The following is a 23047-nucleotide window of genomic DNA, read 5'->3' on the forward strand; positions in this document are numbered from 1 at the left end:
CTCCGTGTAGGCCATCCTCAGGCGATCATGGCTGTAATTCCACAGCCGATCGATGTCCACGGCAAACACGACGGGGGCTTGGCAGCGCCGCTGCAAACTCCCGCCCTGCCCTGTTCGTCTTCGTCACCAGTTCCAACGCATGCCCACCTTGCTGTTCCAAGATGTCTCATCGCCGTTGAAGCTCCACGTGTAATCCACGTCGGCGAACAGATAGCCGGTATCGCTCACCTGCCACGTGCCTCCCAGACCAACTTCGCCCCAGCTGTCGCCGAGGTCGGCCGTAAAAGGCACATACCCCGTCGCGCTGGAGAACTCTGTCCTGGGCGAGCCGTTGAACTCATGCCACGCGTTCAGGCGAAGCCACGCATCGCTGGCGCGGGCGCGGCCGTTGCGGCCCTGGCTACTGCCGATGCGGTTGAGCCGGACGCCCAACCTGCCCACCGTTGAATCGCCATCGCTGTAACGCACGCGCGCGATGTCATCGACCAAGTCGTCGATCTCCACGCGCTGCCAGATCACTTGCGCTTGGGGTTCGATTCTCCAGCCCGTCAGTTCTTCCGCAGTGTCCCCCGATCCCAAGGCAAAGGGCCACCCACCCTCAAGCGAAAGAACCGTGCCATTGCCGTTGGTGAAGGTGTCGGGCAACCGTGTCGATCGCGCGCGCAGGTCATATGACGTGTATTGGGCCACGGCATCCAGGTAGCCGCCGCGGGCGTTGAACCCGGTCCAGTAGGCGCCGATCGTGCGGGCATCGAACTCGTCGCTGCCGGCGTGGAAGTCATGATCCAGCAGGTTGTGGCGGACGTCTCCCTTGCCCTTGCCGTAGGCCAAGTAGCCGCCTGCGTGCTGACGGTTGCCCTCCGAGTCGATGGAGCGGTAGAAGTCCAACCCAATTTGAAGCGCTTGGAATCGGTAATCGAAGCCCGGGCCACGGTTTCCGTAAATTCCTTGGTTACCGCCGTCCCGCTCGCCGTCGTGGGCCAGCAGTCTCACCCACGCGCCGTTCAAGCCGGTCCGGTCTTCGTCCAGATCGGTGCGCTGCCTCAGCAGGTGTTGGTCGCCGACGCGCTCATGCAGCGTGTCAACCAGGGCCCGGCCATACAGCGCGGACATGACCGGCAACGCTGCGGCAAGAGACACCTCCTGCCGATATGCAGGCGTCGGAGGCACCGGTGGAACAGGGGGTGTCGGCGGCGGAACGGGCGGAGGGGTCGGCGGTGCTGGGCATGGCGGGACCGGAGCACCGGGGGCGGCGCAGTCGATCGTCGACCGCAGGAACCAGCTGTTCTGGTTGTCGGCGGAGCCGACGCCACTGGCACCTCCGCGGTAAAGGAAATACTCATACGGCCCGGCCACGACGGGGGCCGAAAGTGCGAACGTATCAGCGGCTGTGGTCGAGTTGACCGCCTGCACTAACAAGATGCCGTCTGCGGCGGTGAGCGCCCCTGCCCCGCCAGTGTTCCGCACTTGGATGGCGCCCGGCCCCGTCCCTGTGCCATCGAGGATGACCAAGCGATCAGAGGGCGAGTCATCGGCCGCAAGCCAAGCATTCATCGCCAGCCTCCCATCGCCGGCATAGCTGTTCACGGTAAGCGTCTTGTAGCTGCTGGCCAGTGTGGGTGGGCCGACAGGGGGAGCGAAATCGATCACGCTGGGGTCGTTGACCAGGTTCGTCAGCACCGACGAGCCGGTTAGGAACCACGTGCTGTCGATGAGCGTGACTGAGGACGTGCTGCCTAGGGCCGTCTGAGCGGAGCCTGTCAGCGTGGAGCGGGCGATGGTCAGGGTGCCATCGGCCGCCGCGGGGCCGCTGGCAGTGGGGCCTACGTCCAACCATTGCCCACTGCCACCAACCTGGGTATCGCTCAGATCAACCGACGCCCCGGTTCCTTCGATGGTTACCGTGCCGCCTTGGGCATTGCTCAGGCGCCCGCCGGCGAACCGGACTGAGGCATCTGCTCCCGTGAGCAACAGGGCAGGCACGGCCGCGCCAGTAGCCGCAGAGTTCACCACCACGTTGGTCGCGTCCAAGGTTGCTGCGTCGCTGACCTGGATTACCGGGGCGCCCGCCCCACCACCGCTGGCAGTTCCTCCACCCGACAGCACTGCGCTCGTGCCGCTGCCGTTCGCCGAGAGAGCGGTGCCGGGGCCGGAGACGGCAATGGTGCCCGCATGGTTGAAGACAGCAGCATTGGTGAGGGAGATGCCGGTGCCCGTTGAGCCACTTGCCGAGACGGCCAATGACGAACCCGCGGCGCCAGCGAACGTGCTTGCGTCCAATTGGATGGCCGTCGCTGCCTCTTGTCCTACACCTACCCGCAGCGAACTGCCGGACTGAAGCTCGGAGGTGCTTGCGGCGAGGCCATTCAAGCCGAGATCACCTCCAGTGATGCCCGGAGTGCCCGGGCCAAACACGACGGCTCCAGAGTCGTTCCGAATGCCGACAGACCCTGCTCCGGTCGCGGTGATAGCGCTGGTTCCATCGATGGTCAGGCTGGTACCGTCATGCATCAGGGCACCGAAGCTGTTCGCACCTGCTGAAACCGTCGTGTTCGTAAGGCGCCCGACAGCGCCCGTGGCCATGAAGAGGCCCCAGCTTCCGGTGCCGACGTTGAACTGGCTGTCGGTGGCGGTGAGGCGGGCCGGTGCGAGTGCGCCATTGCCCCACCACCCAACGCTGTCATTGCCGAGCGTGATCGAGCTGCGGAGGACATTTGATCGGGAGCCTGCGATGGCGCCTGTATAGGACCCGGCGAAGTAGTTGTAGATACCGAGCGAGTAGTTGCCTGCGGTAATCGTGCTGTCGGTCAGGTTCAACTCGGCCTCGCCCCCGACCAACGCTCCACGGGTCCGGCCGGTGCCAGCGATTCCATCGCCCAACGTGACGGTCATGTTCGACGCGTTGATCTGGCCAAGCGCGCTTTGACCAGGCAACCCACCACCGGGGCCCGTGTTGGTGATCTGGAACGCGGTGGCCAAGGTGGTGGGCAAGTTGACCACCGTTCCGTTCGCATTGACCACACCGCCTCCGAACGCCGTCAGTGCTGCGAGCGTCATGGTCGGCGAGTAGGTGTTGGCGGGATTGAGGCCCACTACCGTCCCCGCCTCCAGGTTGAGCACGCCCCCCGTGGTCGCGATGGCGTTGGCCAGGGACTGGGGTGCCATGTAGATCGTGGTGTTGGTGAATGTGCCGGTTGCGACCGCATAAGCACCGTCCGGCCCACTGAACACGGTGATTGGGCTGAAGAAGCCGGCACCGCCGGTCGGTATCTCTGCCACAATGTTGTAACCGTTGAACGTAGCCGTGGTGCCATACCCCACCCGGACCACGTCCCAGGTCGTCCCGGGAATCGTCGCGTCAGGAAGCGCGTGGGTGGCGCCGTCGCACAGCGATACCACGCGAGGGCTGGTCTGGATGCCTTGGCACCCAGCCCCCTCCGACGGTGCGGTCAGCAGCGTCGTTCCGGACAGGGTTGGCAAGGGCTCCACCCCGTCGTCCGGCGGGGCCGCAAAAGTGGCATAGCTCATGAAGCAGGCGGACGCCAACGCGCTCAGCCGCGAGCCCCATCGAGAGCGCCACAATCTGGAGCATCCACAGGTTCCACACTGACCCGGCTGTGCGGCGGTGCAGACATCCCCCGTCCCCTTTGCCATACCCATCGGCTTAGATGACATGTCGAGCTCCACTTGGGAGCATCGAGTCTATTTTTGCGTTATGCCGTGCGCATCCGCACAACTGCCGGTTGCTCGTCAGTATGTTTACTGGCTTCCTAACAAGCGGGCCCATCCCGCTCAAAAATCAAGCGCAACCAGGACCGCCTTTGGCAGTTTTTCCGTGAATACGGCGCTCTGCTGAGGTAGCGCGCCTGCAGCCGGTCGGCCTTCAAGACGCACGAGTTCGACGCCGTCAGGACGCCCACGTAGCAGCTCCCAGGCGATGCTACGCCGCCTTCCAATCGCTTCGACCGTGCCGGCTTATAAACCCGCCCGCCACCCAGGCCGGGGGCGACGTCACGTTCTCAGCGCTCGTCAAATCAATGCGCAGGTCAGCATCCGCTTTGCTGAGCCTGGCCACGCGTTGATCCTTCAATAGTGCGAAGAGCCGAACATGGCCTGCGCCCCAGCACGACCGCACACACGGAAGCCGTCGACGGTTCTTTCGTTCGAAGCGCTTGTTTCATCAGCCGGCGGCCGAGCACGACTTGAAGTTCAACGGGGACACGCTGGGCGAAGGACCAGCGACCGGTCTCGGACCGACTCAAATGGCGTGGCTGCGTATGGGCGCGTTGCCTCTGCATACCTTCCGCCGGCCCATCAAAAAGCACCACAAATTCATCTTTAGAATCAGCGACTTATGCATGATTGGCGGAGAGAGTGGCCGATTGTGTCGTCTCACTGCGCCTCATGTTGGCTCTATAGCTAGGCGTATCAGTCCGTGCGACTCCACACCCATATCATGCCGTCTCACTCAATCGCGCCCGGAAGTATGGGACAAAGTATGGGACGGTTTTAATGGCGCGCCCGATCAACCGGCTCAGCGCCAGGGCGGTCCAAACCCTGACGAAGCAAGGCTATCACGCCGACGGCGGTGGCTTATACCTGTTGGTCAAGCCGACCGGATCGAAGTCATGGGTGCTGCGCTTCCGCCGCGGTGGCCGGCTACGAGAGATGGGCTTGGGCTCCACTCAGGTGGTCAGCCTGCAAGAAGCGCGTGGCGCGGCGCTGGAGCATCGCAAGTACCTCGCCGGCGGCGAGGATCCCATCGCCGCCCGCCGGGCAGCGAGGAGCGCAGGGGCCTCCTTCGGCCAGGCTGCGGAGGCTTACATCGACGCGCACCGCGCTGGCTGGAAGAACGACGCCCAGGCCGACCAGTGGGTCCAGTCGCTCAGGGATTACGGCCCACCCGAATCGCTGCCGATCGCACAGGTCGACACCACCCTAGTAATGGCATGCCTAAAGCCTATCTGGTCCACCAAGACTGAGACAGCTACGTGCGTGCGCGGCCGCATCGAGCGCGTGCTGGACTGGGCGAAGGTTCACGGGCTGCGCGATGGGGATAACCCAGCGCGCTGGCGCGGGCACCTGGAGAACCTCCTCCCCAAGCCAAGCAAGGTCAAGCCGAAGCGGCACCATGCGGCCATGCCGTTCGTCGATGTGCCTGCCTTCATGGCCAGGCTGCCGGAACGCGACGCGAAGTCGCGACGGGCGCTCCGCTTCACCATCCTCACGGCGGCCCGTACCGAGGAGGTTACCGGGTCCACGTGGGCCGAGTTCGATCTAGACGCGATGCTGTGGACCGTACCGGCGTCACGAATGAAAGGAGGTCGGGAGCATGTCGTGCCCCTGACGCCGGCGGCGGCAGGGATCCTTGCCGGCCTGCCCCGCTCCGCTCCGCCGTTCGCGCTGTCGGAGAATGCAATGCTTTACCTGCTCCAGAAGCCATCCCCTAAGGGCTTCGGCCTGCCCTTCACCGTGCACGGCTTTCGCTCAAGCTTCCGAGACTGGGCGGCGGAGCAGACGGACTTCCCTAGGGACGTCGCAGAGATGGCCTTGGCGCATGCCATAAGAGACAAGACAGAGGCTGCTTACCGTCGTGGCGCGTTGGTCGAGAAACGTCGCCTGCTCATGAGCGCGTGGCAGAACTTCTGCGAGGGCAGCCTCACCTCAGCCAAGTAAAAGCGGCCTAGCCGGGAATATGATCGCGATCACATTTTGCTTGCAAATATTATACACGTAGGCATAACATGCCGGTGCCTGCCAATTCCGGCAGGCTTGTCCACTCCCACAAAGTGAGAAGACATATGAAACGACGACTAATCATCTACGAGGTATTGACACACCATGGGTACAGAAAACGACGACAGTAATCAGAGCAGGAACGTTCAAACCCGCGAACTTCACTTCGTTGGGGGTGCCAGGAAAGAGCTGGAAGAGCTCTACTCATCGGTCCCGAGATCCAAAGCGAAGCAAATCGCCACGTGCATCTCATTCCTGACCGATGGACAAGCGCCAAGCTTAGACATTCGACACCTCCACGTGTCGAAAGGCTACAGCGCGATGGAGATCAGGCTTAAGGGAAGCCCGGCGCTTCGTGTGGTTTACACGATGAAGCAAGCAGGCAAAATGATCATTCTTTACGCTGGAAAGAAGACGGCAGAAGGTACAGATCGTGCCCTTATCAGCACGGTTGAAGCTCGACTGAAGATGATCTAACCGGGAGGCGGCGCTCTTAGAGCGCCGCCCTTTTTACTTCCAGCGAAATCGGCATCGCTTTGTTGGTCGGATCAAAGCTCGTTTCAATTTTGTAGCCGCTGCGGATAAGCATGCTCAAGAGTGAGTCGATCGAAAACTTTTCCAAGCGACCTCGAAATAGGTTGCTCACGCGCGGCTGACTGACCTGCAATTTTTCTGCGATGGCCGCCTGCGTGAGGTTCTCATCGCGACAAAGCGCGACTAGCGCCACGGCCAGCTTGGCCTTCAGTGCGTCAATGTTGAACTCAACCGGATCGTTGCTCAGCATCTGGAAGATGTTCTGACTGTTCATAGAGATAGCTCCGTCGCTTCGGGAGCGTTGTCTAGTTGGATAGACGAAGGATTATACAAATACTGACAACACTGTCAAGCAGTCGTTACAAAAATGGCCTTAGGATTCAGCGTTCAGTTTTTTTGGGCACGTACATCGGCCAGCCATCAAGCACATCGATCGGTCTAATTAACCCTGTGTCCATCCGACCGCTACCATGTCAACGTCGCGGAAGATCAACAGAAACAACGACTAAGCCGATCACCCGCGATCATTGGCGGCCTCAGGAAATCAACGCCTTACCAGTGGCCTGGGGTCAGTTTGGGGTCAGTCAATCAGGCGGCCCAGTCGTCGTCCAAAGGCTGCAGCCGGTTGGCGATGCCTTCGAACCGCGCTGCCTCGGCGCGTAGCCGGTCGGCGCCGCGCCGGCCAGTCGCCCTCGCCCGCCAGTCCCCGCCTCGCTCCAGGTCCAGAGCATCCGCCTGCTGCCAGAGGGATGCGGCCTTTGCGCGCGCCCAGCGCGCCTTACCGTCGGTCGCTTTCGTCATGATGGTGATGGTGAATGCGGGTGGTCTCAGAGGGCGATACGGAGGCAACGCCACCTGACCACGGTCGCGTCATGCGCGACTTCTTAGTAATTTTACTAACATGCCCGCCGTCTCCAACGGTGAGACACCTACCGGCCAGAGTTCGCCCCATGCAGTCCATCACCCCACCCCACACCCTCGCCACCTGCATCGGGCCCGTCTCGATCGATGGCCCGGCGCATTTCGTCCCCTTGGCCGGCGTGCGCGCTCGGCTTGGATTCCCCTCGCCCGCCGATGACTTCATGGACGAGTCGATCGACCTTCACCGGCTGCTGGTCCGCAATCCGTCCGCCACGTTCCTATACCGCGCCGATGGCTGGTCGATGCTGGCCGTGGGCATCAGCGACGGAGATATCTTGGTGGTTGACCGCTCTGTGACGCCGCAGGCCGGCGACCTGGTCATCGCGGTCTGGGATGGCAACCAGCCAACCTGCAAGGTGCTCAAGACCTTCGAACACCACCTCGAACTCCACTCGGCCAATCCCGAGTTCCCTCCCATCGTCCTTGACCAGGGCACGGAGGTGGAAGTCTTCGCGGTGGTGGGGGTGGTGCGCCAGATTCAGCGGAGGCGTGGCCATGTTCGGCCTCGTTGACGGCAACAACTTCTACGCCAGCTGCGAGCGCGTGTTCCAGCCCAAGCTGCGCGGCGTCCCCCTGGTGGTGCTGAGCAACAACGATGGCTGCGCCATCGCTCGATCGGCCGAGGCCAAGGCACTGGGCATCAAGATGGGTCAGCCGGCCCACGAACTGAAGCACCTGGTGCGTCGGCACGGGCTGCAGATGCGATCGGCGAACTTCGGCCTCTACGGCGACATGAGCGCTCGGGTCGTTTCCATCCTGCGGGAGGCAGCGCCGCGCGTGGAGGTCTACAGCATCGATGAGAGCTTCATCGACCTGACAGCCGTGCCAAACCGCGAGGCCTTCGCACAGGAGCTGCGCACCCGGGTGCACCGCTGGACCGGAATACCGAACTGCATCGGCATCGGGCCGACAAAGACACTGGCCAAGCTCGCCAACAAGGCGGCGAAGACCGGCACGGGCGTGGTGGATCTCGGCGACCGGGCGGCCCGTGATGCCCTGCTGCCGAAATTTCCAGTGGAAGACCTATGGGGCGTCGGCCGGCGCTTGGCGCCGAAGCTGGTGGCGATGGGCGTCCGCACCGCGGCCGACCTCCGGGATGCGCCAGCGGACGACATCCTCTCCAAGTTCGGGGTGACCTTGGCGCGTACGCAGCGCGAGCTCCAAGGCCACCCGTGCATGTCCCTAGAGGAAGTGGAGCCCGATCGGCAGCAGATCATGGTGAGTCGCTCGTTCGCTGACCGGGTGCACGACCACGAGGCCGTAGCCCAGGCGCTGGCCACCTTCGCCGTGCGGGCCTGCGAAAAGCTGCGCGCTCGAGGCCTAGTCACTTCCGGTCTGTGGATCTTCGCTCACTCCGACACCTTCCGCCCGGAGTTGCCTCAGCACGCCGCCAACAGGACGATAGCTCTGCCGGCGGCGACCAGCGACACCATGCTGGTGCTGGGCATGGTTCGTCGAATGCTCCGCGGGCTGCTGCAGGAAGGCATCGCGTACAAGAAGGCTGGTGTCGCCCTGCTCGATCTAGCGCGACCAGAAGACGTTCAGCAGGACCTGTTCGCGCCAGCGGTTGCCGGCGACCAGAGGCTCATGGATACCTTGGACCAGATCAACCGGAAATTCGGCCGGGGCGTAGCCGGGCTGGGCGCTTCGGGCTGGAAGGACAAGCCCGCATGGGGAATGCGGCAGCACATGCTTTCGCCAAACTACACAACAATCGTCAGTGATCTGCCTCGGGTACGGTGTTAGCTAGACGCACTGGACTTGGGCGATGGTTGCCTAGGGCGCCCAGCGTAACGGGTATGCTGCCGCATAACTCGATGGTGTCTCTAACATCGATCTCATTGACTAAGGGGAAGCACAATTGGAAATACCATCCCTACCCACCGACAACCTCTACAAATTCTCGGCGCTATGCGGTCTATTTATCATAGTGATCGGCTTAGGGTATCCCTCGAGCAAAGTATTTGAAATCCAGCTTTACCTCAATGAAGTTACGACAGAGGTGGCCATTTCGACCGCACGGGCGGATGCTTTCCAAAGGCTTAGCGATCGCCTTGGAGAGAACCCTGAGCGAACCCGGGAGCAAATCGAGCAATACGAATCAGCTCGAGACGCCGGGCTCGAGAGCTCCGCGGCCCTGATGAAGAAAACTGATCGAGTAGCTATCCTTGTGGAGCAGAACAACTTCTACTTTGCGGTCGGAGTGGGCTTCTCGATCGCCGGCCTGATATTGTCGTGCTGGGGGTTTACCAACTGGCTTAGACTACAGCGTGCGTCCGACGCCATGACACTGAAGCAACTGGAGTCGATTTTGTCGACGCCGTCAAATTCACCTCCCTCACAACAAAACACCGTTAGTACACCAACCGATTAGCGGCTTCATCAATGATGGCGCCGCTCAAGTCTATGCAGCGAGTCGGTGCTCATAGAACGGATGCCGCTTGTCGTCGAAGATCGCGTAGAGCGCGTCCAGGTCCGCCGGGTTGGGGTTGAGCCAAGCATCCACGTGCTCGGGCTTGATGTTGATGATCGTCCGGTCGTGACCCGCTGCAGGGACCTCGGGCTCCGTCGCAACTTCAAGGATTAGGCAATGGACCTTGCCCACGATATCCAAAAGAACACTACTGATGTCAGCGGCTGCAAAATCAAAGACATTCACACAGTAGATGCGGCGGCACCGAGAGCTTCGGGCCACCGCGCAGCACTGTTCTTTATCGCGCTTTCATCATCTTGCGGACATGGCTGACGACCTCTTCAACTTCAACGGCATAGACACGGCCAGGTGTAAAGCTTTGCACCTGTATCGCATCAGCAGGTATTTTCCCATTCATGGCGCTGTCGCACGCCTTCTTCCAGACCATGTAGGTAGTGGAACTCCGTGGAGCAACCTCGAATTTATACGGAACCTCTACCCTGGCGGCTTGCACAGATAGCTCGTCGTAGTTACGCATCGGAACATGCCGCTTGTCGTAGTGCCGCCCTTCTACACTGCAATCGTAGACCACGTCCGAGATGACATAATCAACACCGGCAGGAGTCTTTGCGCCGTAGATATGCATGCTTTGAATCACGAACTCGGTCTTGCGAGAGCGAGTCTTCTTGTCCACCAAGTTGATCAGTTCGGCGCCATCGGGGGCGACCTTTACGACGTACCAATCCTTCGGACTTATAGACAACCCGCTTTTTTGGGCGTACGCATCCCCGACAAAGCCGCAGACCAACAGCAACAAAGCAATCCTTTTCATACAAATTCCTAGCGTCGGCAATGTGATTTTTTAGTGTAACTGCACATCTAGGGGTTGACGTGTCAGGAAAATCCCTACGCGAATGCTAGGTCCCATACGCTACATAACAGGGCGACTGCTCGGATTGGTGTGGGGATCACCCGCCCCCAACTGCGGGAGTGCAGGCCGCGCGAAGGCCGGCGGCACCGCGAGGGGGTATGGTTCGGCCATGTGCGCCCTATTCGTCCAGACCCCCATCCGGAATGCTGACACCCTGGGCTTCCCCCAGCTGGTCGGCGACCTGCTGTCGATCTCGGAGAGCTACAACCTGGCGCCGACGCAGCGCGCCTCAGTGATCCTCGATCGCGGCACCGGCCTGCAGGTCACCCGGCTGTCGTGGGGCCTGCTCCCCTTCTGGGCCAAGGCCAAGAAGCTGCAGGGCTCCACGATCAACGCCCGCATCGAGACGGTGGCCACCAAGCCGGCCTTCCGGTCAGCGTTCAAGAAGCGCCGCTGCCTGATCCCCATGGCCGGTTACTACGAGTGGTCGGTCAACGCCGAGGACGGGAAGAAGGACCCGTGGTTCATCCACGCGGCCGGGCCGCTGCTGGCGGCCGGTCTGTGGGAAGACACGAGCCCGCTGCTCGACCCGGACAACCTGGGCACCTTCACCGTGATCACCAGCGACAGCAGTGGTGTGTCTGCCGATATCCACGACCGCATGCCGGTGTGGCTGACGGCCGGCCAGGCCGATGAGTGGCTGGCGGCCGAGCCCGACGACGCGATGGCGATGCTGCTGGCCAGCGAGCCACCGGCGATGGAGGCCTATCGCGTCAGCCGGGCGGTAAACACGCCTCGGAACAACCGCGAGGCGCTTCTGGATCCGGTGGCGGCTTAGGTCTAAAGGAAGAACTTCGACAGCATCAGGCCATAGTGCTTTAGCTCAATCAGCCCTGGATGGTTGAAGTAGTTCGCACTGCAGAGATGCTCTGGCGCAACTGGCAGGCCACCGCCCCCCTGATCGGTCAACCAGTTGATGGGAACGAAGGGGCAACCCGTCGCGTCAGCCACCAGCTGGAGCGTGCGATTGGTCTTCCGCCACAGCGCTATATCGCGCACGTCGGTAATGGCGTTGGTCTTCGGCACGCCCATCACCAGAACATCCATCCCGGCAGCCTGAGCCTGCTGGATGATGCTCGCCATGTTATCGAAGGTGCTGTCCGACCCGATCTCGTTCATACCGAAAGCCAACACCATCACGTCCGCACCGCTGGCGAGGGCGTCGGCCAACCGAGTGGCATTGCTACCGTTGTTTGCCGAGCCACTCGAGTTGGTGCCGCCGATGCCCTTGTTCACGTAGGTCAGGACCGGAAGGCCTCCCAGGTTGCTCTCGTGGCTGTCCACATAACCATAGGCAGCCTTGACCGCCTGGATGGCTACCCAGTTCCACGAGACGCGGGTGGCGAAGGCGACACCACTGTCGGCGCGGTTATACGTCGGGATTGCCGCGCGGTTGTCAGGAGGCAGCGTCTCGAAATACCAGAGCAGGTCGAGGTTTCCACAGCTGGTGATCGAGTCACCGTAGCCAAGCACCTTGACTGCCTGGCCTCGCTGCAGCTTGCGCCTGGTGCGGCCGATCATTCGCTTGCCCTTGGACAACATTCCATCGAAGACAACGCGCGTGTCTTTCCTCACGCCGTCCTGGTAGAGATGTACCGGAACGGGGGTGATAGTGCCGGCGCGGACGTAGAGGTAATAGAGCGGGATGAACCGATTACTTGCCACCGGCGCATAGTCATGCGCATCGAGATCACGCTCAGCCCCCTTTACGACCGAGCACGTCATGGTCACTGGATCCAGCTGCAGCAGGTCATAGCGCTCCCGCGCGTAGTTGTAACTCGCATCCACCACCTGATCAGCGACGTTCTTCATGCCATAGAGCTTGCCCCAGACGCTATCCACGCCGTAGTCGGTGCCCTGCACCAGCACAACCCCGTCCGACTGCCTGGTGACCACAACGCTGCTCAGACGGCGACGCCACAGCATGGCATTCGGGTTCTGCGTCGGGTATGAGCCGGCCCCGAACTGGCTGTACTTCAGCGGCAGCGAGGCCGTGCTGCCCGATGCGGCGACGGGGGGATCAAGCGCAAAAGAGCCACCAAAAACTACAGGGACACCATCAATCACTGCAGTACTGCCGGCAAGGTTCACGGTAAGCCCATTGATCACCATCAGCGGCTTTGCTGCATCCGCCATTCCCTCAGAGCTGCCGCCCGCCACAATCGATCCGAGCTGGGCCTTGATGTCGGCAATTTCCACGCCTTGCGCGGCTACGGCCGGAAACATCTGGCCAGTCACCAGCTCAGTCGCCTTGGTGACGTTGTTGGCCAGGCCGATACTGACCGTACGGTTCTGAGCCAGAAGAGTGAAGCCAGACGCGCCTGCGGCTGGGAGCATCCACGTAGTGTCAGCAGGCGCGCTGCTGTAATCCGTCCTTCCGGCACCGAGCGCAGCCTTGGTGCCATTGGCGAGAAGCCCCGCGAGTTCTACCAGCGGATAGCGTCCTGCCGGTATCTGAATGTTCCCAACGTCGAAATAGAATTTTCCCGCCATCGCCGCGCCGGTGATTGCCGACACGGGAAACGCGAATGTCCCCAGATGCATGTCTTGAATCCCAGGAGACCCGGGGAGGTTTGGCGATGCGCTTTCGCTGCTCTTGCGAGCAAACACACGCACCTGCACCAGGTCGCCTAGCGCCATGTTACTCAGATAGGCAGATACGGCATTAAAAGCCATGCCGGCCTGTCCGACGAAAGACCGTGCCCAGCCAGCGAAAGTCGGATTCTCCCAGTCATGACTATTGGGCTCAACCCACGAGACGTCGGTATACCCAACAGTCGTACCGGGAATGGATTCAGCCTGATGATCGGCGATCATTGCCAGAACCGCTGCGGTCGAACCCAGCGCAATCCAGTTGCCACTGGAGGCACTTTTTACATAACCGAAGTGATAGCCCGCTGGGGCAGCTACGGTGTAGTACCCAATGAATGCGGGTGCGTTACTGTCATCCAGCGCTTCGAATGTGACCAGCGTCGGAAGCTTCGTGCCGACCTGAAGCGGAGCAAATTTCGCGCGCACCATCACCGGACCAGTTCCTCCCAGCATCGTGCGAATGCCTTCGAGTGGCACGACCACCTCACGCTGAAGCGAGTCGATGCCACTACCGGGAAGCCCTGCACCTGTTCCGGACCGGCTGTATACGCGAACCCGCAACTTCGTTGCCGACGCAGCTGGGCTGATCCACGCCGCAACACTACTAATAACCGCAGTCGTCGAAACAAAGGCGCGACCGACTCCGGAAAAGTCCGTTGCAAGCCCCTGGTTTCCTGTCGGCAAATCGCCAAGAGCCCGGTAGTACACCCCTGAATCGATTGCTCCTACCCGTTCCAGTAGAGCGTTCACTGGGGCCTGGTTGGCTTTGTCCGCGAGCACATCGGATGCGATGAGCTGCCACGCAGACCCGCTCCAGCTGAACTGTCCTACACCAGGTACAAAGCCGCCCTGACCAGCGTAGGAGCCGGGCGTAGCCTGAAGCTCTGCCAATGTTGCCTTGTAAATTGAACTGGTTTGCTGGCCTGCCTTCAGGGCTTCAACGTCCGAGGGAAGACCAGACGCCTCGATCTGCACGCCTACGAAGTCACCCAGCACGGCAGCCGGCACTTGAGCGTTTCGCCCGTTTTCAATGACTGCCAACCTGGTGCTACTGCCGATCTGCTCGATAGACGGATACTGACTCAGCTCTTTCTCTGCCACGGTTTTACCCCTTTCCGATGAGTTGATAGCCGTCATGGCCAAGAAGCAGCGCTCCGTCGTCGCCGACCAGCAGCTGCAGATAGTTGGTGCTGTCGAATTCGAACGGCTCGTCCGTTTCGTAGGTCCGGAACTCCAAGGCCACGCCGGCGGCCGACGGCACCCACTGACCTACGTTCCCGAGGAAGTAGTCGTCCTCCGTCGCTTTGCGGCCGATGTGCACCCGGATTCGCGCATTGCCCAGGTCTTCGACGGCAATCCGATCCACGGCGAACAGCACACGCAGAGCGCCTTCGATCTGGGCCGCAGTCCGGCACCTTGCCCAGGCACCAGGACATCCAGTTGACGACCGCCATCTCGGTCTTCGAATACCGCGGCGGCAGGTTGATCACCAGGCGCTTGCACTCGCCCCGATAGACCCGGTCCAAGGCCGCGCACAGAGGGGCATGGTGCTTGGCCCGCATCCACTGGAAGCCCTTCTTCCGCAGGAACGTGTAGCGGCTATAGAAATAGAAGTCCTCCCGCGCCAGCTCGGCCGCAACCAGCTTTTGCTGAGCGGTCAGCTCGCCCACTTCACACCTCCTGCAGCAGCTTCTTCGCCTCCTCTCGGAACTGGCCGGGGGTCATGTCGGCGCTCTGGATCGGCCCACCGTTGGGGCCGCTGTGTTCGACTTGCTGGCGGTTCGTGTACGCCCCGCCTGTCTCCTTGGCCGCCTGTTCGATGAGCTGGGCGGCCAAGGCCATGTTCTTCATCCCTTCGGCCTTGTTGGCCATCCGGTTCAACGCGCGCAGCCGGACGGCTCGGTTGGCGATGGGAATGTCCGCCGTCTCGGCCTTGAAGCGCTCCCGGGTGGTGTTGAACAGCTCGACCCAGCGCTGCGCCAGCTTGCGCCCTGCGTGCTTGGTAGGGTCGTGCGATTCCACCGTCTGGCGGCTCACGGCCTGACCGAACTCAGTCTTGACCGCCTCCACCACCGTGCTGGGCGTGTCGAAGCACGCCAACTGCTGGACGATGAAGGTCTTCACCTGGGCGTCGAGCGCGGGCATCTGTATTCAGCCTTGTCGTGCCAGGTCGTGCCTACGCCGCCCTCAGCAGGCACGTGCCACACGACCGGGCGATATCTAGTCTGGCCACCTCAGGCGGCCTCTGTGCTGCGTCTACGAGCTTCTGGACCTGTTCCCCTGCCCCATACCTGCGAACCACCCCTACGAACTCTTCCACGTCATGGGCTCGCATCGTCAGGGCGGCGGATCCATCCCTACGGAACTTCGGGGCTCCGTACTGATCGGCCTCTTGGGCAACGTGGTAGAGCTCGTGCTCCACCAGAGCGCAGAACTCCGTGTCGGTGCAGCTGGAGCAGTAATCGGCGGCCAGAGTGATGACCACTTCAGGTACGCGCCCGAACCAGTCCACCATCTGGCGCTCCATGCGGGCCTTCTGCCACCCACCTGCCCGGAAGGCCACTATCTCGGCCTGGCCGACAACGGTCCTACCCTGCTTGGTGAAACAGGTGCCCGCCCAGAGGATGCCCACATCTGCACCCTGTAGGTGAAGGTGATCGGGGTTGTGCAGGTTCCCGTCCTCGGACAGCACCTCGGCTTCGATCCACTCCCAGACATCGGGAGCAGGCCGGAACCGCATGGACATGTCTTCGAGGTCGATTTCCAGAAGATCAGGGGGTGGGAGTGGGCGGCTCATGAGACGTTGGACGGAAATTCCGCAAGTGGACCTAAAAGTTTGGAGGTTGTCTGCTACCCCCACACCCACTGGAAAAAGAGACACATGGAAATCACGTTACCGGGCATTTCTATGCTCATTTCAGCACTCACCGGGGCGGCCGCCGTCTACCTGAAATACCGGCGCAAGAAGTGAGGGGGTGCGCCGGCTCAGGGCTTATCGCCCGGGGCCGGCTTCCCCTGCACTTGCTCGATCGCGCCGAACTGGGCCTCGTACTGGATAAGGCAGCGCTTCCGGCCGTTGCTGACCTCGAACACTGCCGATGGCCTGCCTTCTCGCTCCCAGGTGCAGCGCTTCCACAGCGCGGGGTCGATAGGCACATAGGTGGCTACCGGCAACTGCATCACGGTCGGTGCCGGAGGGTTCTGTTTGGGAGCCGCCGATTGGCATGCCGTCAGGAAGGCCGCCGCAGCGATCACGATATGTCGCATGTCAGTACCCCTTCAGGGCCGGGCAGGCCGAGTCGAGCAGTTCGAGCGCGGCCTTGCAGCTGTCAGGACGCTGCTGGTATCGCTCGCGCCAGGTGGTGGCATCCTTCTCGGCCGCCTCGATCTTGCCGGCCAAGCCGTTCAGTGCGGCGGCGCTCTCGGCCTTCAGGGCTTCCAGCTTCTGTGCCTCGGCCCGGAGCGTCTCCGCTACCTCGGCCAGCCGGGCATCGCGTTGCTCCACGTCAGACTGCAGGCGCGCGGTGTCGGCCTTCCAATCCGCACGCACCTTGACCACCTGAGCGCTCAGGTCCTGGATCCGCTGCTCCTTCTCATACGCCGAAAGGCCAGCGACCATGAAGCCGAACGCAAGTACCGCGCAGACCACCTTGATCTTGCTGCCAGGCTTGCGCAGCCATTCCACCGCATCGGCGACCGCGCCGATGATCAGGCCCCAAAGGGCTGTGGCCAACCGTAACAGTACGCTCATGGCTTCTCGCCTCCGATGTTGCCGGTGATGCGCTCGACCACCTTCAGGTAGCCCGGCAGCATTCGGCGGATGACCACGCCAGACAGCCCCGCCAGCGGTAACTGCGGTGCGCCGGTCAGGGAAGGAAACCAGGTCGCCGCTACGGCGATGAGCCATGCGGCCACGATGGCGTAGGAGATGACAGCCAATCCCAGGGCGAGCATTCGAGCTGCCGTCTGGAACCAGCGGTGGCCGCGAGTACGGCTGGCATCGGCAGCGACCCGATCGGCATCCTTTTCGGGCAGCAGCAGCACGCCGATAAGAGCACCGGCGATCGCCACCAATAGGACAGACTGAGGCACGCCCAGGATCATCCGCTCCGCCGCGCGGAGGGCGTCTGCGGTGGCGGGGGCCACCACTGCCGCGGTAAAGGTGCCGACGATTGTCTTAAGTGTGCTCACGGGCTCGCTCACTGGATCCCCTGCACGTAGACAATCTTCCCGGAACGCTTCACTGCGGTCAGCTGCTGCCGGCGATGCCGGGGCCCGTAGGACACATGGACCCAGCTGCCGAACTCCTCGATCACCTGATCAAAGGGAAGCCCGAGGGCGACGATCTTCCGGGCCAGATCAATCGATGACATACCCGGCACCCGGATATCCGCAGCCTGCCCCAGCCGGTGCTGGCTCGTGGCCGTGCCACCCACTGCGCGGTTCACCGCCTCCGATCGGAATGCGGAGTTCACCAGCACGGGCTGTCCCAGCGCATCACGGAGGGGCTGCAGAATTTCCCTTGCCAGGTACGAGAGGTTGAAGACCTCTGCCTCGTTCGGGACATTCGGCATGTTCCGGCTGGTGACCGTCAGCTCGGCCAGGCTGAAGTTGGCAGTGAGTTGCATGACGGCCTCGACAGTTGTGACGATGATAGGCGCCCGCCCCGCTGCCGGCTGGGCGCAAGGGTTGATCCGGTCGGGGAAGCGGGCATAGCTGGAGCGGGCCATGGGATTCGAACCCATGTAGTCAGCTTGGAAGGCTGATGCCTAAGCCACTCGGCCAGGCCCGCGCGTATTGACTGGGAGGCGTCCGTTGACGGTTCCCACAGAACTGTTGTAGTGCAATCTCCATCACGGAGATCACTTCCATGAATACTCAAGCACCACTCGCCCCTTACCCCCGCCAGCAGCACTTGATCATCGTTGGCCGCATTCTGTGCGGCCCTCGGTGGGAATCGGGGCTGGCAAACCTGCTTGGCCTATCGAAGGAAACAATAAGCGCTTGGGCAACGGGTGCCGAGCTTATGCCTGCCGAGGCGGTGTGGCCCCTCAACCAGCTTGCGCGTCGACACAATAGGCTGCTCGCTGCTCAATGCGACTTCATCGAGAAGATCGAGCGCGAGTGAGTTGCTTGTGGTGGGGTGCCGTGGAGTTGAACCACGCGAGTCGAAGACACCGGATTTACAGTCCGGCCCAGCGCCCATCTGGCAACGCACCCCGTGAATGAAACAGCCCCGCTCGATGGCGGGGCTGTCAAACAGGTACTGATTTGTTACATGTCGCCTGAGCTGACGTCATTTGCCAAGCTTCCCCTCCGCACCACAAAGCTATGCTCTAACCCAGAGCCTTTCCTAGGAGAAAAGCCAATGTACCCGTTCTCCAAGCCCCATTGGTCAAAAACAGCACGCCAGTTGGACTCAGGGTTAAGCCCGCTGCGCCTGCAAAAATCACCTATAGAGAAGGCCTTTGCGCCGTTGACGCAAAGCTGTATGCCGATAGGGCAATCACCCCAAGCGGCATCGGATATATCGATCAACCATGAAAAATTCTGCATTACGCGCCTCCAGCTTCTGAAGCCTTGAGGCTACGGAATATCCTGGCCAATTAATAGCCAACACAGCTGTACATCAGCTTGGCGCGCATTTATCTAAGATGGCGAAGTTGGCCATGGCCAAACCTCGCGATGATGAGGATTCTGCACGTCTGAATGTAGAGTCTGCAACTCTACATATTCGAGTCCTATGCCGCGCGGGCTTGCGGGCTTCCGTCGTGGTTGCTCATTGCGCGAGAGAACTGCCGTGAAGCCATCTCCCCGGACTGATTCATTTCTGCCAGCAGCCACTCGAAGACATCCTTCCACCGCTTCGGGTAGTCGGAACGATGGCAGCCAATTGCAGCGGCCCTGCGCATATCGGGTAAAGGCTCGATGCCGGTGCACCTGCATCCAGCACACCCCTTGTCTTCGATGACGCCAGCTCCTCGGCATTCTTCGCATCGATTGCCGCTGGCCAGCTCCAGCACCACGGCGTCGACCATGCGGGAGAGGTGCTGATAGGTGTTCTTCGGCCAGGCCTTCGCGCGTGCCCGTTCCACCGCGGCCTCCCGATCCCGAAGGATCCGTCGCTGGGCGTCGGACATGCTGCGTCGGCTGAGGCTGACCATCTCCTTCGAGAAGCTCAGATCATCCTCGGCCTCTGCCAGCGCCCGCGCGCGGCGGGTGAACTCTGGGCGCACGATGGCGAGCACGGCCTCGGCCAGCTTGCCGCGGTGCCGGATGGCACCATCAGGCAAATACACCGCCTCCATCACTTCCCGTCCAAGCCCGGCCGGCACCATACCCAGCGCAGCGGCGATATCGGACGTGGTCAGGCTGGGGGCGCCCCCACCCTGCCCTACGTCGAAGCGCACGGTCTGCGCGTTCAGTCGGGCCAGCATCTCGCGGCGGTCAACCGTGTGTGTTCTCTCCTGGGGTGGTGCTAGTGGTAGAAATGCCGCGCGCGCTCGCCAGTGCGGCGCGCCATCGGTAAGCGGTGGCTCTGTGCATCCCGAAGTCGTCCTGCAACTCTTTGACGCTGGGCAGGCGACTCCGGTACTTGTCAGCGATCCGGCAGGCGACGACGAGGCTCACGATCGCCGTCCCGCGCGGGCCGCCCACTTGCTCGGTGTAGGGATTTGCCGTCACAGGGCGATCCTCTCGATCTCGATAACGCACCCAGGTGCGTCGAGGGCATCCGCTCCCTCCCCCGGATAGCGCTTGGCAGCGAGGCATTCCACGACCCGGGCGTCATCCCGCCAGATCCCGGCGTCGGTCAGCGCGTCCTCCGTCGATCGGACCAGCTTGGAGAGGTCCGGCAGCTTGCAGGGGAAGACCCTGCGCCGCTTCGGGGCACTGAGCGGCTTGTGGAGGGTGAACGTCATGCGCACCACGAGCGGCTCATCAAGCATCTGCAGCCCTAGCTGGGCGCGCAGTTGCTGGGCCGCAAGCTTGACGTCCTGCCGCCATGGCCGGACCTTCTTCGACGACTCAGCCAGGATCGCCCGGCCGCTCTTGGCCAGCCCCTTGAATGACTTGCTGCCCTGCGGCGCCGGCGAGCCATAGACCACGATCCGGATAATCATGCGGCCACCTGGATCAGGCCCATCTGCCACAGCGCCAGCATGGTCCGCTCGTGCCCGCGCAGCCAGATCTCGGCCTTCTCCTCGCGGGTGAAGCGCCGCCCCTGGTCCAGCTCGCGGTGGCAGCTACGGCAAGCGCTGGCCACGAAACAGTCGTGCGCCTTGAGGCCTCCGCCCTTGCCGTGCCGGGTCTGGTTGCTGTGTGCGGGCTCGCCGAAGCCTCCCTCGCAGCAGCTCTCGATCTGCACGGTGCATTCGACCTGGTAGACCAGGTCCAGCAGGGCTCGCTCGCGATAGTTACTGTGCACCGGACCCGCCTTTTGACTGGGCGCGCGCGACCAAGATGGCGGCGATGAGGGCCGCCACGAAATCAAGTTTCTCAACGGACGAGCACCGGTCATAATTGTCCAACAGGCGTACCGCGCAAGTCGCGTCGATGTGGCGCAGCTCGCCTTCAATCTTCTTGGACTGAAAAGGAATATCAGACATGTCTGTTACCTACGTTGGCAATTGTCCGCACTGCTTGGCGGAAGAGATTGGGATGACGCTCGCCGGCGCCACGAACATCCCGATCCACCATCCGACTGCGATGTTCCAATGCAATCGATGCCATCAGGTCGTATGTGTCCAGATGCAAACAGGGAGAATGGGTATCGACTGGCTGTCCCATGCCTCCGGCGAAATACGGAGGGTCGCGCGAGAGAATTCTGCGGACGTTGTCCGCGTGTACCCAGAAACTCTCAGAACGACCGCGCCTGAGCATATTTCGCCAGTGGTGCTGCGAGCGTTCGAGCAGGGCGCGGATAATGCGAAACGCAGAAATATGGATGCCGCGGCAGCCATGTACCGCAAGGCGCTCGACGTGGCAACGCGAGAGCTCGACCCCACGCTGGCCGCGAAGAATTTGGCCTCTCGAATCGACGCGCTTCATAGTGCAGGCCGGCTCACTAGCGATCTGAAAGAGTGGGCGCATGTCATAAGATTGGACGGCAATTCCGGTGCTCACGATGAAGAAGAGATGTCTGAAGCCGAAATTGCGCAGATCGCCAGCTTCACTGAGCTTTTTTTGACCTATGCATTCACACTCCCGGCGCGAGTGAGGCTTCGGAAGGAGGCAGCCGAGGCGCAGAAGTAGAAAGAGCTGGTTCATGCAGCCTCCGCGAAATCGTGTGGGTTGTGACCAAGCCCGAGCAGCACCGTGTCAGACCAACGCACCGGCTTGGCGCGCATGCCCTGCTCCTCGGGGTGGTCGCCGATCTGCACCAGAACGGTGATGGCGTCGCAGGCCAGCGACTTGGTGAGCTTCAGGCTGGAGCCGCCGAGCATGATGTGACCCGGGGCGCCATGCCCCCGGTCGATCGCCGGCATCAGGCGCCACCCAAGCATCGTGCCGGCCACCATGTGGCGCCAGTCGTCCTTGGTCAGGCGCTGGCCGTGCCAAGACAGCCCGGCGGCCAGGTCGCCGCAGATGGCGTTGAGCATGCGCTGCTGCTTGGGGGTCATCATCCCCTCGCCGCGCTGTTGCCAGTCTTCGGGGCAGATGCCGCTCAAGGCTGCACCTCCGGGCGGGCGGCGCTGACAGCCTTCTCCAGCGCCTCAGCAGAGGCGATCAGAGTTTTGCGCTCCAGCGGTCGAGCCGAACGCGACGCTTTCTCACGCAAGCCAGTTGCAACCCGCAACATGGCGCGCTCCGGCACATAACCCTCGGGCGGCGTGAGGGCGGCGCGGGTGTTCCACGCCTGCACGGTGTCCGGCTCATACCCCGGGCAACTGGATATCCCTTCGCACTCGCATTCGGTGCAGTGCACCTTCTGCCATTCAACGATGGCATGGCTCCACGGCTCCTCATCCTGCCAATTTCTGATGGCTGCATCACCGCCACAGAAAGGACATGCCAGCAGCTCCCGCGCCCTCTTCTCGATCTCGCTCATGCGGCCACTCCCAATTTCATTTCGTAATCCCGCTGATCCCAGCCGGCCTCCCACTCCTTGCGCTGCAGCCGACCGGGCTCGCCCATCTCGAACAGCGGCACTGCGCTGCGCGGCTTGTGGGCCTCGCGCATGTAGCGGCCGGACTGACGCGCCCGGAGCAGCAGTTCTTTGTCGACCTCAGGCTGCATGGCGCACCTCCGGGGTCTCTTCGGCGGCAGCGGCCGGTTCGTCCGCCGCGATCGCCACGTTGAGCTCGCGCGCGATGTCGTCCATGTGCTTGGCGACCTGCTCGCGCGTCGCCGGCACGGCCTCGCGCACCTGGTGCTCGATCTCGGCCACCGGTGCCGCCGGCAGCTCGCCGCCGCGCATCACGAACTCCTTTGCCCGGTTGTAGGCCGCCAGCAGCAGCTTGTCGGCCTTCTCGGCGCTCGCCAGCCGGTAGCGGTGGCCGTTCAGGTACTGCCACACCAGCCGGGTGAATCCGTCCTGCTGGCCCGCATCGGCGCGCACGGCGTCGAACGGCGGGATGCCCAGGCACATCATCCGAAACTGAGGCAGTGTCGGCGGCCAGGGCTCTGCGGTCGCGATGCACGCTGCCAGCCCATCAGCGAGCTGCCGACCCGACAACCCGGAAAGACCCTTCGACCACGTCGCCGCCGCCGCGCCCGCCGGATTCGCCGTGTAGGCGCTGGTCCACTTGTGACCGTAGATCTGAGCCATGTGTCTCCACAGCTGATCCATGGCGTTCTGCGATTGCAGGCGTGGCGTCGATGACGTTTCCGCCCTGCTTTCGGGCTTGGATAAAATGCTCGACTTGGTCGGGAGGTGCGAGGCCACGTGTTCCATGATGGGTTCCGGTGTTCTGCGGGGG

General features: G+C 62.3%; 30 protein-coding genes and 2 tRNA genes. 8 read left to right on the forward strand and 24 right to left on the reverse strand.

Translation table 11 applies throughout. The features are described 5' to 3' along the window. Window positions 1-123: 123 nt before the first annotated feature. Both NJD74_RS08540 and NJD74_RS08545 read right to left on the reverse strand, forming a co-directional pair. The gene (locus NJD74_RS08540; protein ID WP_319623980.1) at window positions 124-3528 is read right to left on the reverse strand and encodes an autotransporter outer membrane beta-barrel domain-containing protein; all 3405 of its coding nucleotides are present in this window, start codon (window positions 3526-3528) and stop codon (window positions 124-126) included. 518 nt (window positions 3529-4046) lie between these two features. Beyond that, a complete protein-coding gene (locus NJD74_RS08545; RefSeq protein WP_319624164.1) occupies window positions 4047-4298 on the reverse strand; it encodes a DUF6538 domain-containing protein in 252 nt (83 codons plus the stop codon). 214 nt (window positions 4299-4512) lie between these two features. On the opposite strand from NJD74_RS08545, the gene NJD74_RS08550 reads away from it, so the two are divergent. Next, entirely contained in the window at window positions 4513-5676 is a 1164-nt protein-coding gene (locus NJD74_RS08550; RefSeq protein ID WP_319623981.1) for an integrase arm-type DNA-binding domain-containing protein, read from the forward strand. Window positions 5677-5841: 165 nt separating this feature from the next. Beyond that, entirely contained in the window at window positions 5842-6213 is a 372-nt protein-coding gene (locus NJD74_RS08555) for a type II toxin-antitoxin system RelE/ParE family toxin (protein WP_319623982.1), read from the forward strand. Between the two features lie 16 nt (window positions 6214-6229). Here NJD74_RS08555 and NJD74_RS08560 read toward each other — a convergent pair whose 3' ends face one another. Both NJD74_RS08560 and NJD74_RS08565 read right to left on the reverse strand, forming a co-directional pair. Continuing rightward, window positions 6230-6544, reverse strand: coding sequence for an XRE family transcriptional regulator (locus NJD74_RS08560; protein WP_319623983.1), 315 nt, complete (start codon window positions 6542-6544; stop codon window positions 6230-6232). 314 nt (window positions 6545-6858) lie between these two features. Further along, window positions 6859-7071 carry a hypothetical protein gene (locus NJD74_RS08565; RefSeq protein WP_319623984.1) on the reverse strand — a complete coding sequence of 71 codons (213 nt, stop codon included), beginning with the start codon at window positions 7069-7071 and terminating at the stop codon, window positions 6859-6861. Window positions 7072-7220: 149 nt separating this feature from the next. Here NJD74_RS08565 and NJD74_RS08570 point away from each other — a divergent pair, with 149 nt between their 5' ends. The 3 genes from NJD74_RS08570 (at window position 7221) to NJD74_RS08580 (ending at window position 9565) form a co-directional block, all read left to right on the forward strand. Continuing rightward, window positions 7221-7703, forward strand: a complete 483-nt coding sequence (locus tag NJD74_RS08570) for a S24 family peptidase (RefSeq protein ID WP_319623985.1) — start codon at window positions 7221-7223, stop codon at window positions 7701-7703. After that, the gene (locus NJD74_RS08575) at window positions 7687-8937 is read left to right on the forward strand and encodes a Y-family DNA polymerase (protein WP_319623986.1); all 1251 of its coding nucleotides are present in this window, start codon (window positions 7687-7689) and stop codon (window positions 8935-8937) included. Before NJD74_RS08570 ends, NJD74_RS08575 begins: the two co-directional genes overlap by 17 nt. A 115-nt stretch (window positions 8938-9052) precedes the next feature. Next, a complete protein-coding gene (locus tag NJD74_RS08580; protein WP_319623987.1) occupies window positions 9053-9565 on the forward strand; it encodes a hypothetical protein in 513 nt (170 codons plus the stop codon). Between the two features lie 30 nt (window positions 9566-9595). Here NJD74_RS08580 and NJD74_RS08585 read toward each other — a convergent pair whose 3' ends face one another. Both NJD74_RS08585 and NJD74_RS08590 read right to left on the reverse strand, forming a co-directional pair. Beyond that, window positions 9596-9850: a hypothetical protein gene (locus NJD74_RS08585; protein ID WP_319624172.1), complete on the reverse strand. Its 255-nt coding sequence runs from the start codon at window positions 9848-9850 to the stop codon at window positions 9596-9598. A 52-nt stretch (window positions 9851-9902) separates the two neighbouring features. Beyond that, window positions 9903-10436 (reverse strand): hypothetical protein, encoded by a 534-nt coding sequence (locus NJD74_RS08590; RefSeq protein WP_319623988.1) that lies wholly within the window; start codon window positions 10434-10436, stop codon window positions 9903-9905. 208 nt (window positions 10437-10644) lie between these two features. Here NJD74_RS08590 and NJD74_RS08595 point away from each other — a divergent pair, with 208 nt between their 5' ends. Next, window positions 10645-11313, forward strand: coding sequence for an SOS response-associated peptidase (locus NJD74_RS08595; protein WP_319623989.1), 669 nt, complete (start codon window positions 10645-10647; stop codon window positions 11311-11313). A gap of 2 nt (window positions 11314-11315) precedes the next feature. Here the strand turns inward: NJD74_RS08595 and NJD74_RS08600 are convergent, their stop codons facing one another. From NJD74_RS08600 to NJD74_RS08645, 10 genes are all read right to left on the reverse strand, one after another. Then, window positions 11316-14228, reverse strand: a complete 2913-nt coding sequence (locus NJD74_RS08600; protein ID WP_319623990.1) for an SGNH/GDSL hydrolase family protein — start codon at window positions 14226-14228, stop codon at window positions 11316-11318. A 4-nt stretch (window positions 14229-14232) separates the two neighbouring features. Then, the gene (locus NJD74_RS08605; RefSeq protein WP_319623991.1) at window positions 14233-14505 is read right to left on the reverse strand and encodes a hypothetical protein; all 273 of its coding nucleotides are present in this window, start codon (window positions 14503-14505) and stop codon (window positions 14233-14235) included. Window positions 14506-14798: 293 nt separating this feature from the next. Continuing rightward, entirely contained in the window at window positions 14799-15272 is a 474-nt protein-coding gene (locus NJD74_RS08610) for a DUF2280 domain-containing protein (RefSeq protein WP_046272767.1), read from the reverse strand. A 31-nt stretch (window positions 15273-15303) separates the two neighbouring features. Next, on the reverse strand, window positions 15304-15924 hold the full coding sequence (locus NJD74_RS08615) for a putative metallopeptidase (protein ID WP_319623992.1): 621 nt from the start codon (window positions 15922-15924) through the stop codon (window positions 15304-15306). A gap of 188 nt (window positions 15925-16112) precedes the next feature. Continuing rightward, a complete protein-coding gene (locus NJD74_RS08620) occupies window positions 16113-16394 on the reverse strand; it encodes a hypothetical protein (protein WP_319623993.1) in 282 nt (93 codons plus the stop codon). Between the two features lies 1 nt (window position 16395). Continuing rightward, a complete protein-coding gene (locus NJD74_RS08625; protein WP_319623994.1) occupies window positions 16396-16878 on the reverse strand; it encodes a hypothetical protein in 483 nt (160 codons plus the stop codon). After that, complete coding sequence (locus tag NJD74_RS08630; protein WP_319623995.1) at window positions 16875-17318, reverse strand: hypothetical protein; 444 nt, start codon at window positions 17316-17318, stop codon at window positions 16875-16877. The genes NJD74_RS08625 and NJD74_RS08630 overlap by 4 nt, the downstream gene beginning before the upstream one ends. An 8-nt stretch (window positions 17319-17326) precedes the next feature. Further along, window positions 17327-17857: a D-Ala-D-Ala carboxypeptidase family metallohydrolase gene (locus NJD74_RS08635; RefSeq protein ID WP_319623996.1), complete on the reverse strand. Its 531-nt coding sequence runs from the start codon at window positions 17855-17857 to the stop codon at window positions 17327-17329. Continuing rightward, window positions 17845-17919, reverse strand: a tRNA-Gly gene (locus NJD74_RS08640). The genes NJD74_RS08635 and NJD74_RS08640 overlap by 13 nt, the downstream gene beginning before the upstream one ends. Window positions 17920-18263: 344 nt before the next feature. Further along, a tRNA-Tyr gene (locus tag NJD74_RS08645) sits at window positions 18264-18348 on the reverse strand. 57 nt (window positions 18349-18405) lie between these two features. Between NJD74_RS08645 and NJD74_RS08650 the strand changes: the two genes are divergently transcribed. Then, a complete protein-coding gene (locus tag NJD74_RS08650; RefSeq protein WP_319623997.1) occupies window positions 18406-18711 on the forward strand; it encodes a hypothetical protein in 306 nt (101 codons plus the stop codon). A 157-nt stretch (window positions 18712-18868) separates the two neighbouring features. Here NJD74_RS08650 and NJD74_RS08655 read toward each other — a convergent pair whose 3' ends face one another. From NJD74_RS08655 to NJD74_RS08670, 4 genes are all read right to left on the reverse strand, one after another. Then, window positions 18869-19564: a hypothetical protein gene (locus NJD74_RS08655; protein ID WP_319623998.1), complete on the reverse strand. Its 696-nt coding sequence runs from the start codon at window positions 19562-19564 to the stop codon at window positions 18869-18871. A 243-nt stretch (window positions 19565-19807) separates the two neighbouring features. Then, window positions 19808-20248, reverse strand: a complete 441-nt coding sequence (locus tag NJD74_RS08660) for a RusA family crossover junction endodeoxyribonuclease (protein ID WP_319623999.1) — start codon at window positions 20246-20248, stop codon at window positions 19808-19810. After that, complete coding sequence (locus NJD74_RS08665) at window positions 20245-20553, reverse strand: hypothetical protein (protein WP_319624000.1); 309 nt, start codon at window positions 20551-20553, stop codon at window positions 20245-20247. The genes NJD74_RS08660 and NJD74_RS08665 overlap by 4 nt, the downstream gene beginning before the upstream one ends. Then, window positions 20543-20734 (reverse strand): hypothetical protein, encoded by a 192-nt coding sequence (locus tag NJD74_RS08670; protein ID WP_319624001.1) that lies wholly within the window; start codon window positions 20732-20734, stop codon window positions 20543-20545. Before NJD74_RS08670 ends, NJD74_RS08665 begins: the two co-directional genes overlap by 11 nt. Between NJD74_RS08670 and NJD74_RS08675 the strand changes: the two genes are divergently transcribed. Continuing rightward, the gene (locus NJD74_RS08675) at window positions 20733-21380 is read left to right on the forward strand and encodes a DUF4145 domain-containing protein (RefSeq protein WP_319624002.1); all 648 of its coding nucleotides are present in this window, start codon (window positions 20733-20735) and stop codon (window positions 21378-21380) included. The genes NJD74_RS08670 and NJD74_RS08675 overlap by 2 nt on opposite strands. Window positions 21381-21391: 11 nt before the next feature. Here the strand turns inward: NJD74_RS08675 and NJD74_RS08680 are convergent, their stop codons facing one another. Genes NJD74_RS08680 through NJD74_RS08695 form a run of 4 tightly spaced genes read right to left on the reverse strand, consistent with a single transcriptional unit; the run spans window position 21392 to window position 23022 of the window. Next, the gene (locus NJD74_RS08680; protein WP_319624003.1) at window positions 21392-21796 is read right to left on the reverse strand and encodes a recombination protein NinB; all 405 of its coding nucleotides are present in this window, start codon (window positions 21794-21796) and stop codon (window positions 21392-21394) included. Beyond that, the gene (locus NJD74_RS08685; RefSeq protein ID WP_319624004.1) at window positions 21793-22176 is read right to left on the reverse strand and encodes a Lar family restriction alleviation protein; all 384 of its coding nucleotides are present in this window, start codon (window positions 22174-22176) and stop codon (window positions 21793-21795) included. Before NJD74_RS08685 ends, NJD74_RS08680 begins: the two co-directional genes overlap by 4 nt. Then, window positions 22173-22364 (reverse strand): hypothetical protein, encoded by a 192-nt coding sequence (locus tag NJD74_RS08690; RefSeq protein ID WP_319624005.1) that lies wholly within the window; start codon window positions 22362-22364, stop codon window positions 22173-22175. Before NJD74_RS08690 ends, NJD74_RS08685 begins: the two co-directional genes overlap by 4 nt. Beyond that, a complete protein-coding gene (locus NJD74_RS08695) occupies window positions 22354-23022 on the reverse strand; it encodes a hypothetical protein (RefSeq protein ID WP_319624006.1) in 669 nt (222 codons plus the stop codon). The genes NJD74_RS08690 and NJD74_RS08695 overlap by 11 nt, the downstream gene beginning before the upstream one ends. Window positions 23023-23047: the final 25 nt, after the last annotated feature.

Source organism: Stenotrophomonas sp. RG-453 (assembly GCF_033843685.1).
Taxonomy (GTDB): Bacteria; Pseudomonadota; Gammaproteobacteria; order Xanthomonadales; family Xanthomonadaceae; genus Stenotrophomonas; species Stenotrophomonas bentonitica_A.

Coding starts and splice junctions, on each gene's coding strand:
- NJD74_RS08540 (WP_319623980.1), bottom strand. CDS start 3,528: ATGAGCTATGCCACTTTTGCGGCCCCGCCGGACGACGGGGTGGAGCCC.
- NJD74_RS08545 (WP_319624164.1), bottom strand. CDS start 4,298: ATGCAGAGGCAACGCGCCCATACGCAGCCACGCCATTTGAGTCGGTCC.
- NJD74_RS08550 (WP_319623981.1), top strand. CDS start 4,513: ATGGCGCGCCCGATCAACCGGCTCAGCGCCAGGGCGGTCCAAACCCTG.
- NJD74_RS08555 (WP_319623982.1), top strand. CDS start 5,842: ATGGGTACAGAAAACGACGACAGTAATCAGAGCAGGAACGTTCAAACC.
- NJD74_RS08560 (WP_319623983.1), bottom strand. CDS start 6,544: ATGAACAGTCAGAACATCTTCCAGATGCTGAGCAACGATCCGGTTGAG.
- NJD74_RS08565 (WP_319623984.1), bottom strand. CDS start 7,071: ATGACGAAAGCGACCGACGGTAAGGCGCGCTGGGCGCGCGCAAAGGCC.
- NJD74_RS08570 (WP_319623985.1), top strand. CDS start 7,221: ATGCAGTCCATCACCCCACCCCACACCCTCGCCACCTGCATCGGGCCC.
- NJD74_RS08575 (WP_319623986.1), top strand. CDS start 7,687: ATGTTCGGCCTCGTTGACGGCAACAACTTCTACGCCAGCTGCGAGCGC.
- NJD74_RS08590 (WP_319623988.1), bottom strand. CDS start 10,436: ATGAAAAGGATTGCTTTGTTGCTGTTGGTCTGCGGCTTTGTCGGGGAT.
- NJD74_RS08595 (WP_319623989.1), top strand. CDS start 10,645: ATGTGCGCCCTATTCGTCCAGACCCCCATCCGGAATGCTGACACCCTG.
- NJD74_RS08610 (WP_046272767.1), bottom strand. CDS start 15,272: ATGCCCGCGCTCGACGCCCAGGTGAAGACCTTCATCGTCCAGCAGTTG.
- NJD74_RS08615 (WP_319623992.1), bottom strand. CDS start 15,924: ATGAGCCGCCCACTCCCACCCCCTGATCTTCTGGAAATCGACCTCGAA.
- NJD74_RS08620 (WP_319623993.1), bottom strand. CDS start 16,394: ATGCGACATATCGTGATCGCTGCGGCGGCCTTCCTGACGGCATGCCAA.
- NJD74_RS08625 (WP_319623994.1), bottom strand. CDS start 16,878: ATGAGCGTACTGTTACGGTTGGCCACAGCCCTTTGGGGCCTGATCATC.
- NJD74_RS08635 (WP_319623996.1), bottom strand. CDS start 17,857: ATGGCCCGCTCCAGCTATGCCCGCTTCCCCGACCGGATCAACCCTTGC.
- NJD74_RS08650 (WP_319623997.1), top strand. CDS start 18,406: ATGTCGCCTGAGCTGACGTCATTTGCCAAGCTTCCCCTCCGCACCACA.
- NJD74_RS08655 (WP_319623998.1), bottom strand. CDS start 19,564: ATGCTGGCCCGACTGAACGCGCAGACCGTGCGCTTCGACGTAGGGCAG.
- NJD74_RS08660 (WP_319623999.1), bottom strand. CDS start 20,248: ATGATTATCCGGATCGTGGTCTATGGCTCGCCGGCGCCGCAGGGCAGC.
- NJD74_RS08675 (WP_319624002.1), top strand. CDS start 20,733: ATGTCTGTTACCTACGTTGGCAATTGTCCGCACTGCTTGGCGGAAGAG.
- NJD74_RS08670 (WP_319624001.1), bottom strand. CDS start 20,734: ATGTCTGATATTCCTTTTCAGTCCAAGAAGATTGAAGGCGAGCTGCGC.
- NJD74_RS08685 (WP_319624004.1), bottom strand. CDS start 22,176: ATGAGCGAGATCGAGAAGAGGGCGCGGGAGCTGCTGGCATGTCCTTTC.
- NJD74_RS08690 (WP_319624005.1), bottom strand. CDS start 22,364: ATGCAGCCTGAGGTCGACAAAGAACTGCTGCTCCGGGCGCGTCAGTCC.
- NJD74_RS08695 (WP_319624006.1), bottom strand. CDS start 23,022: ATGGAACACGTGGCCTCGCACCTCCCGACCAAGTCGAGCATTTTATCC.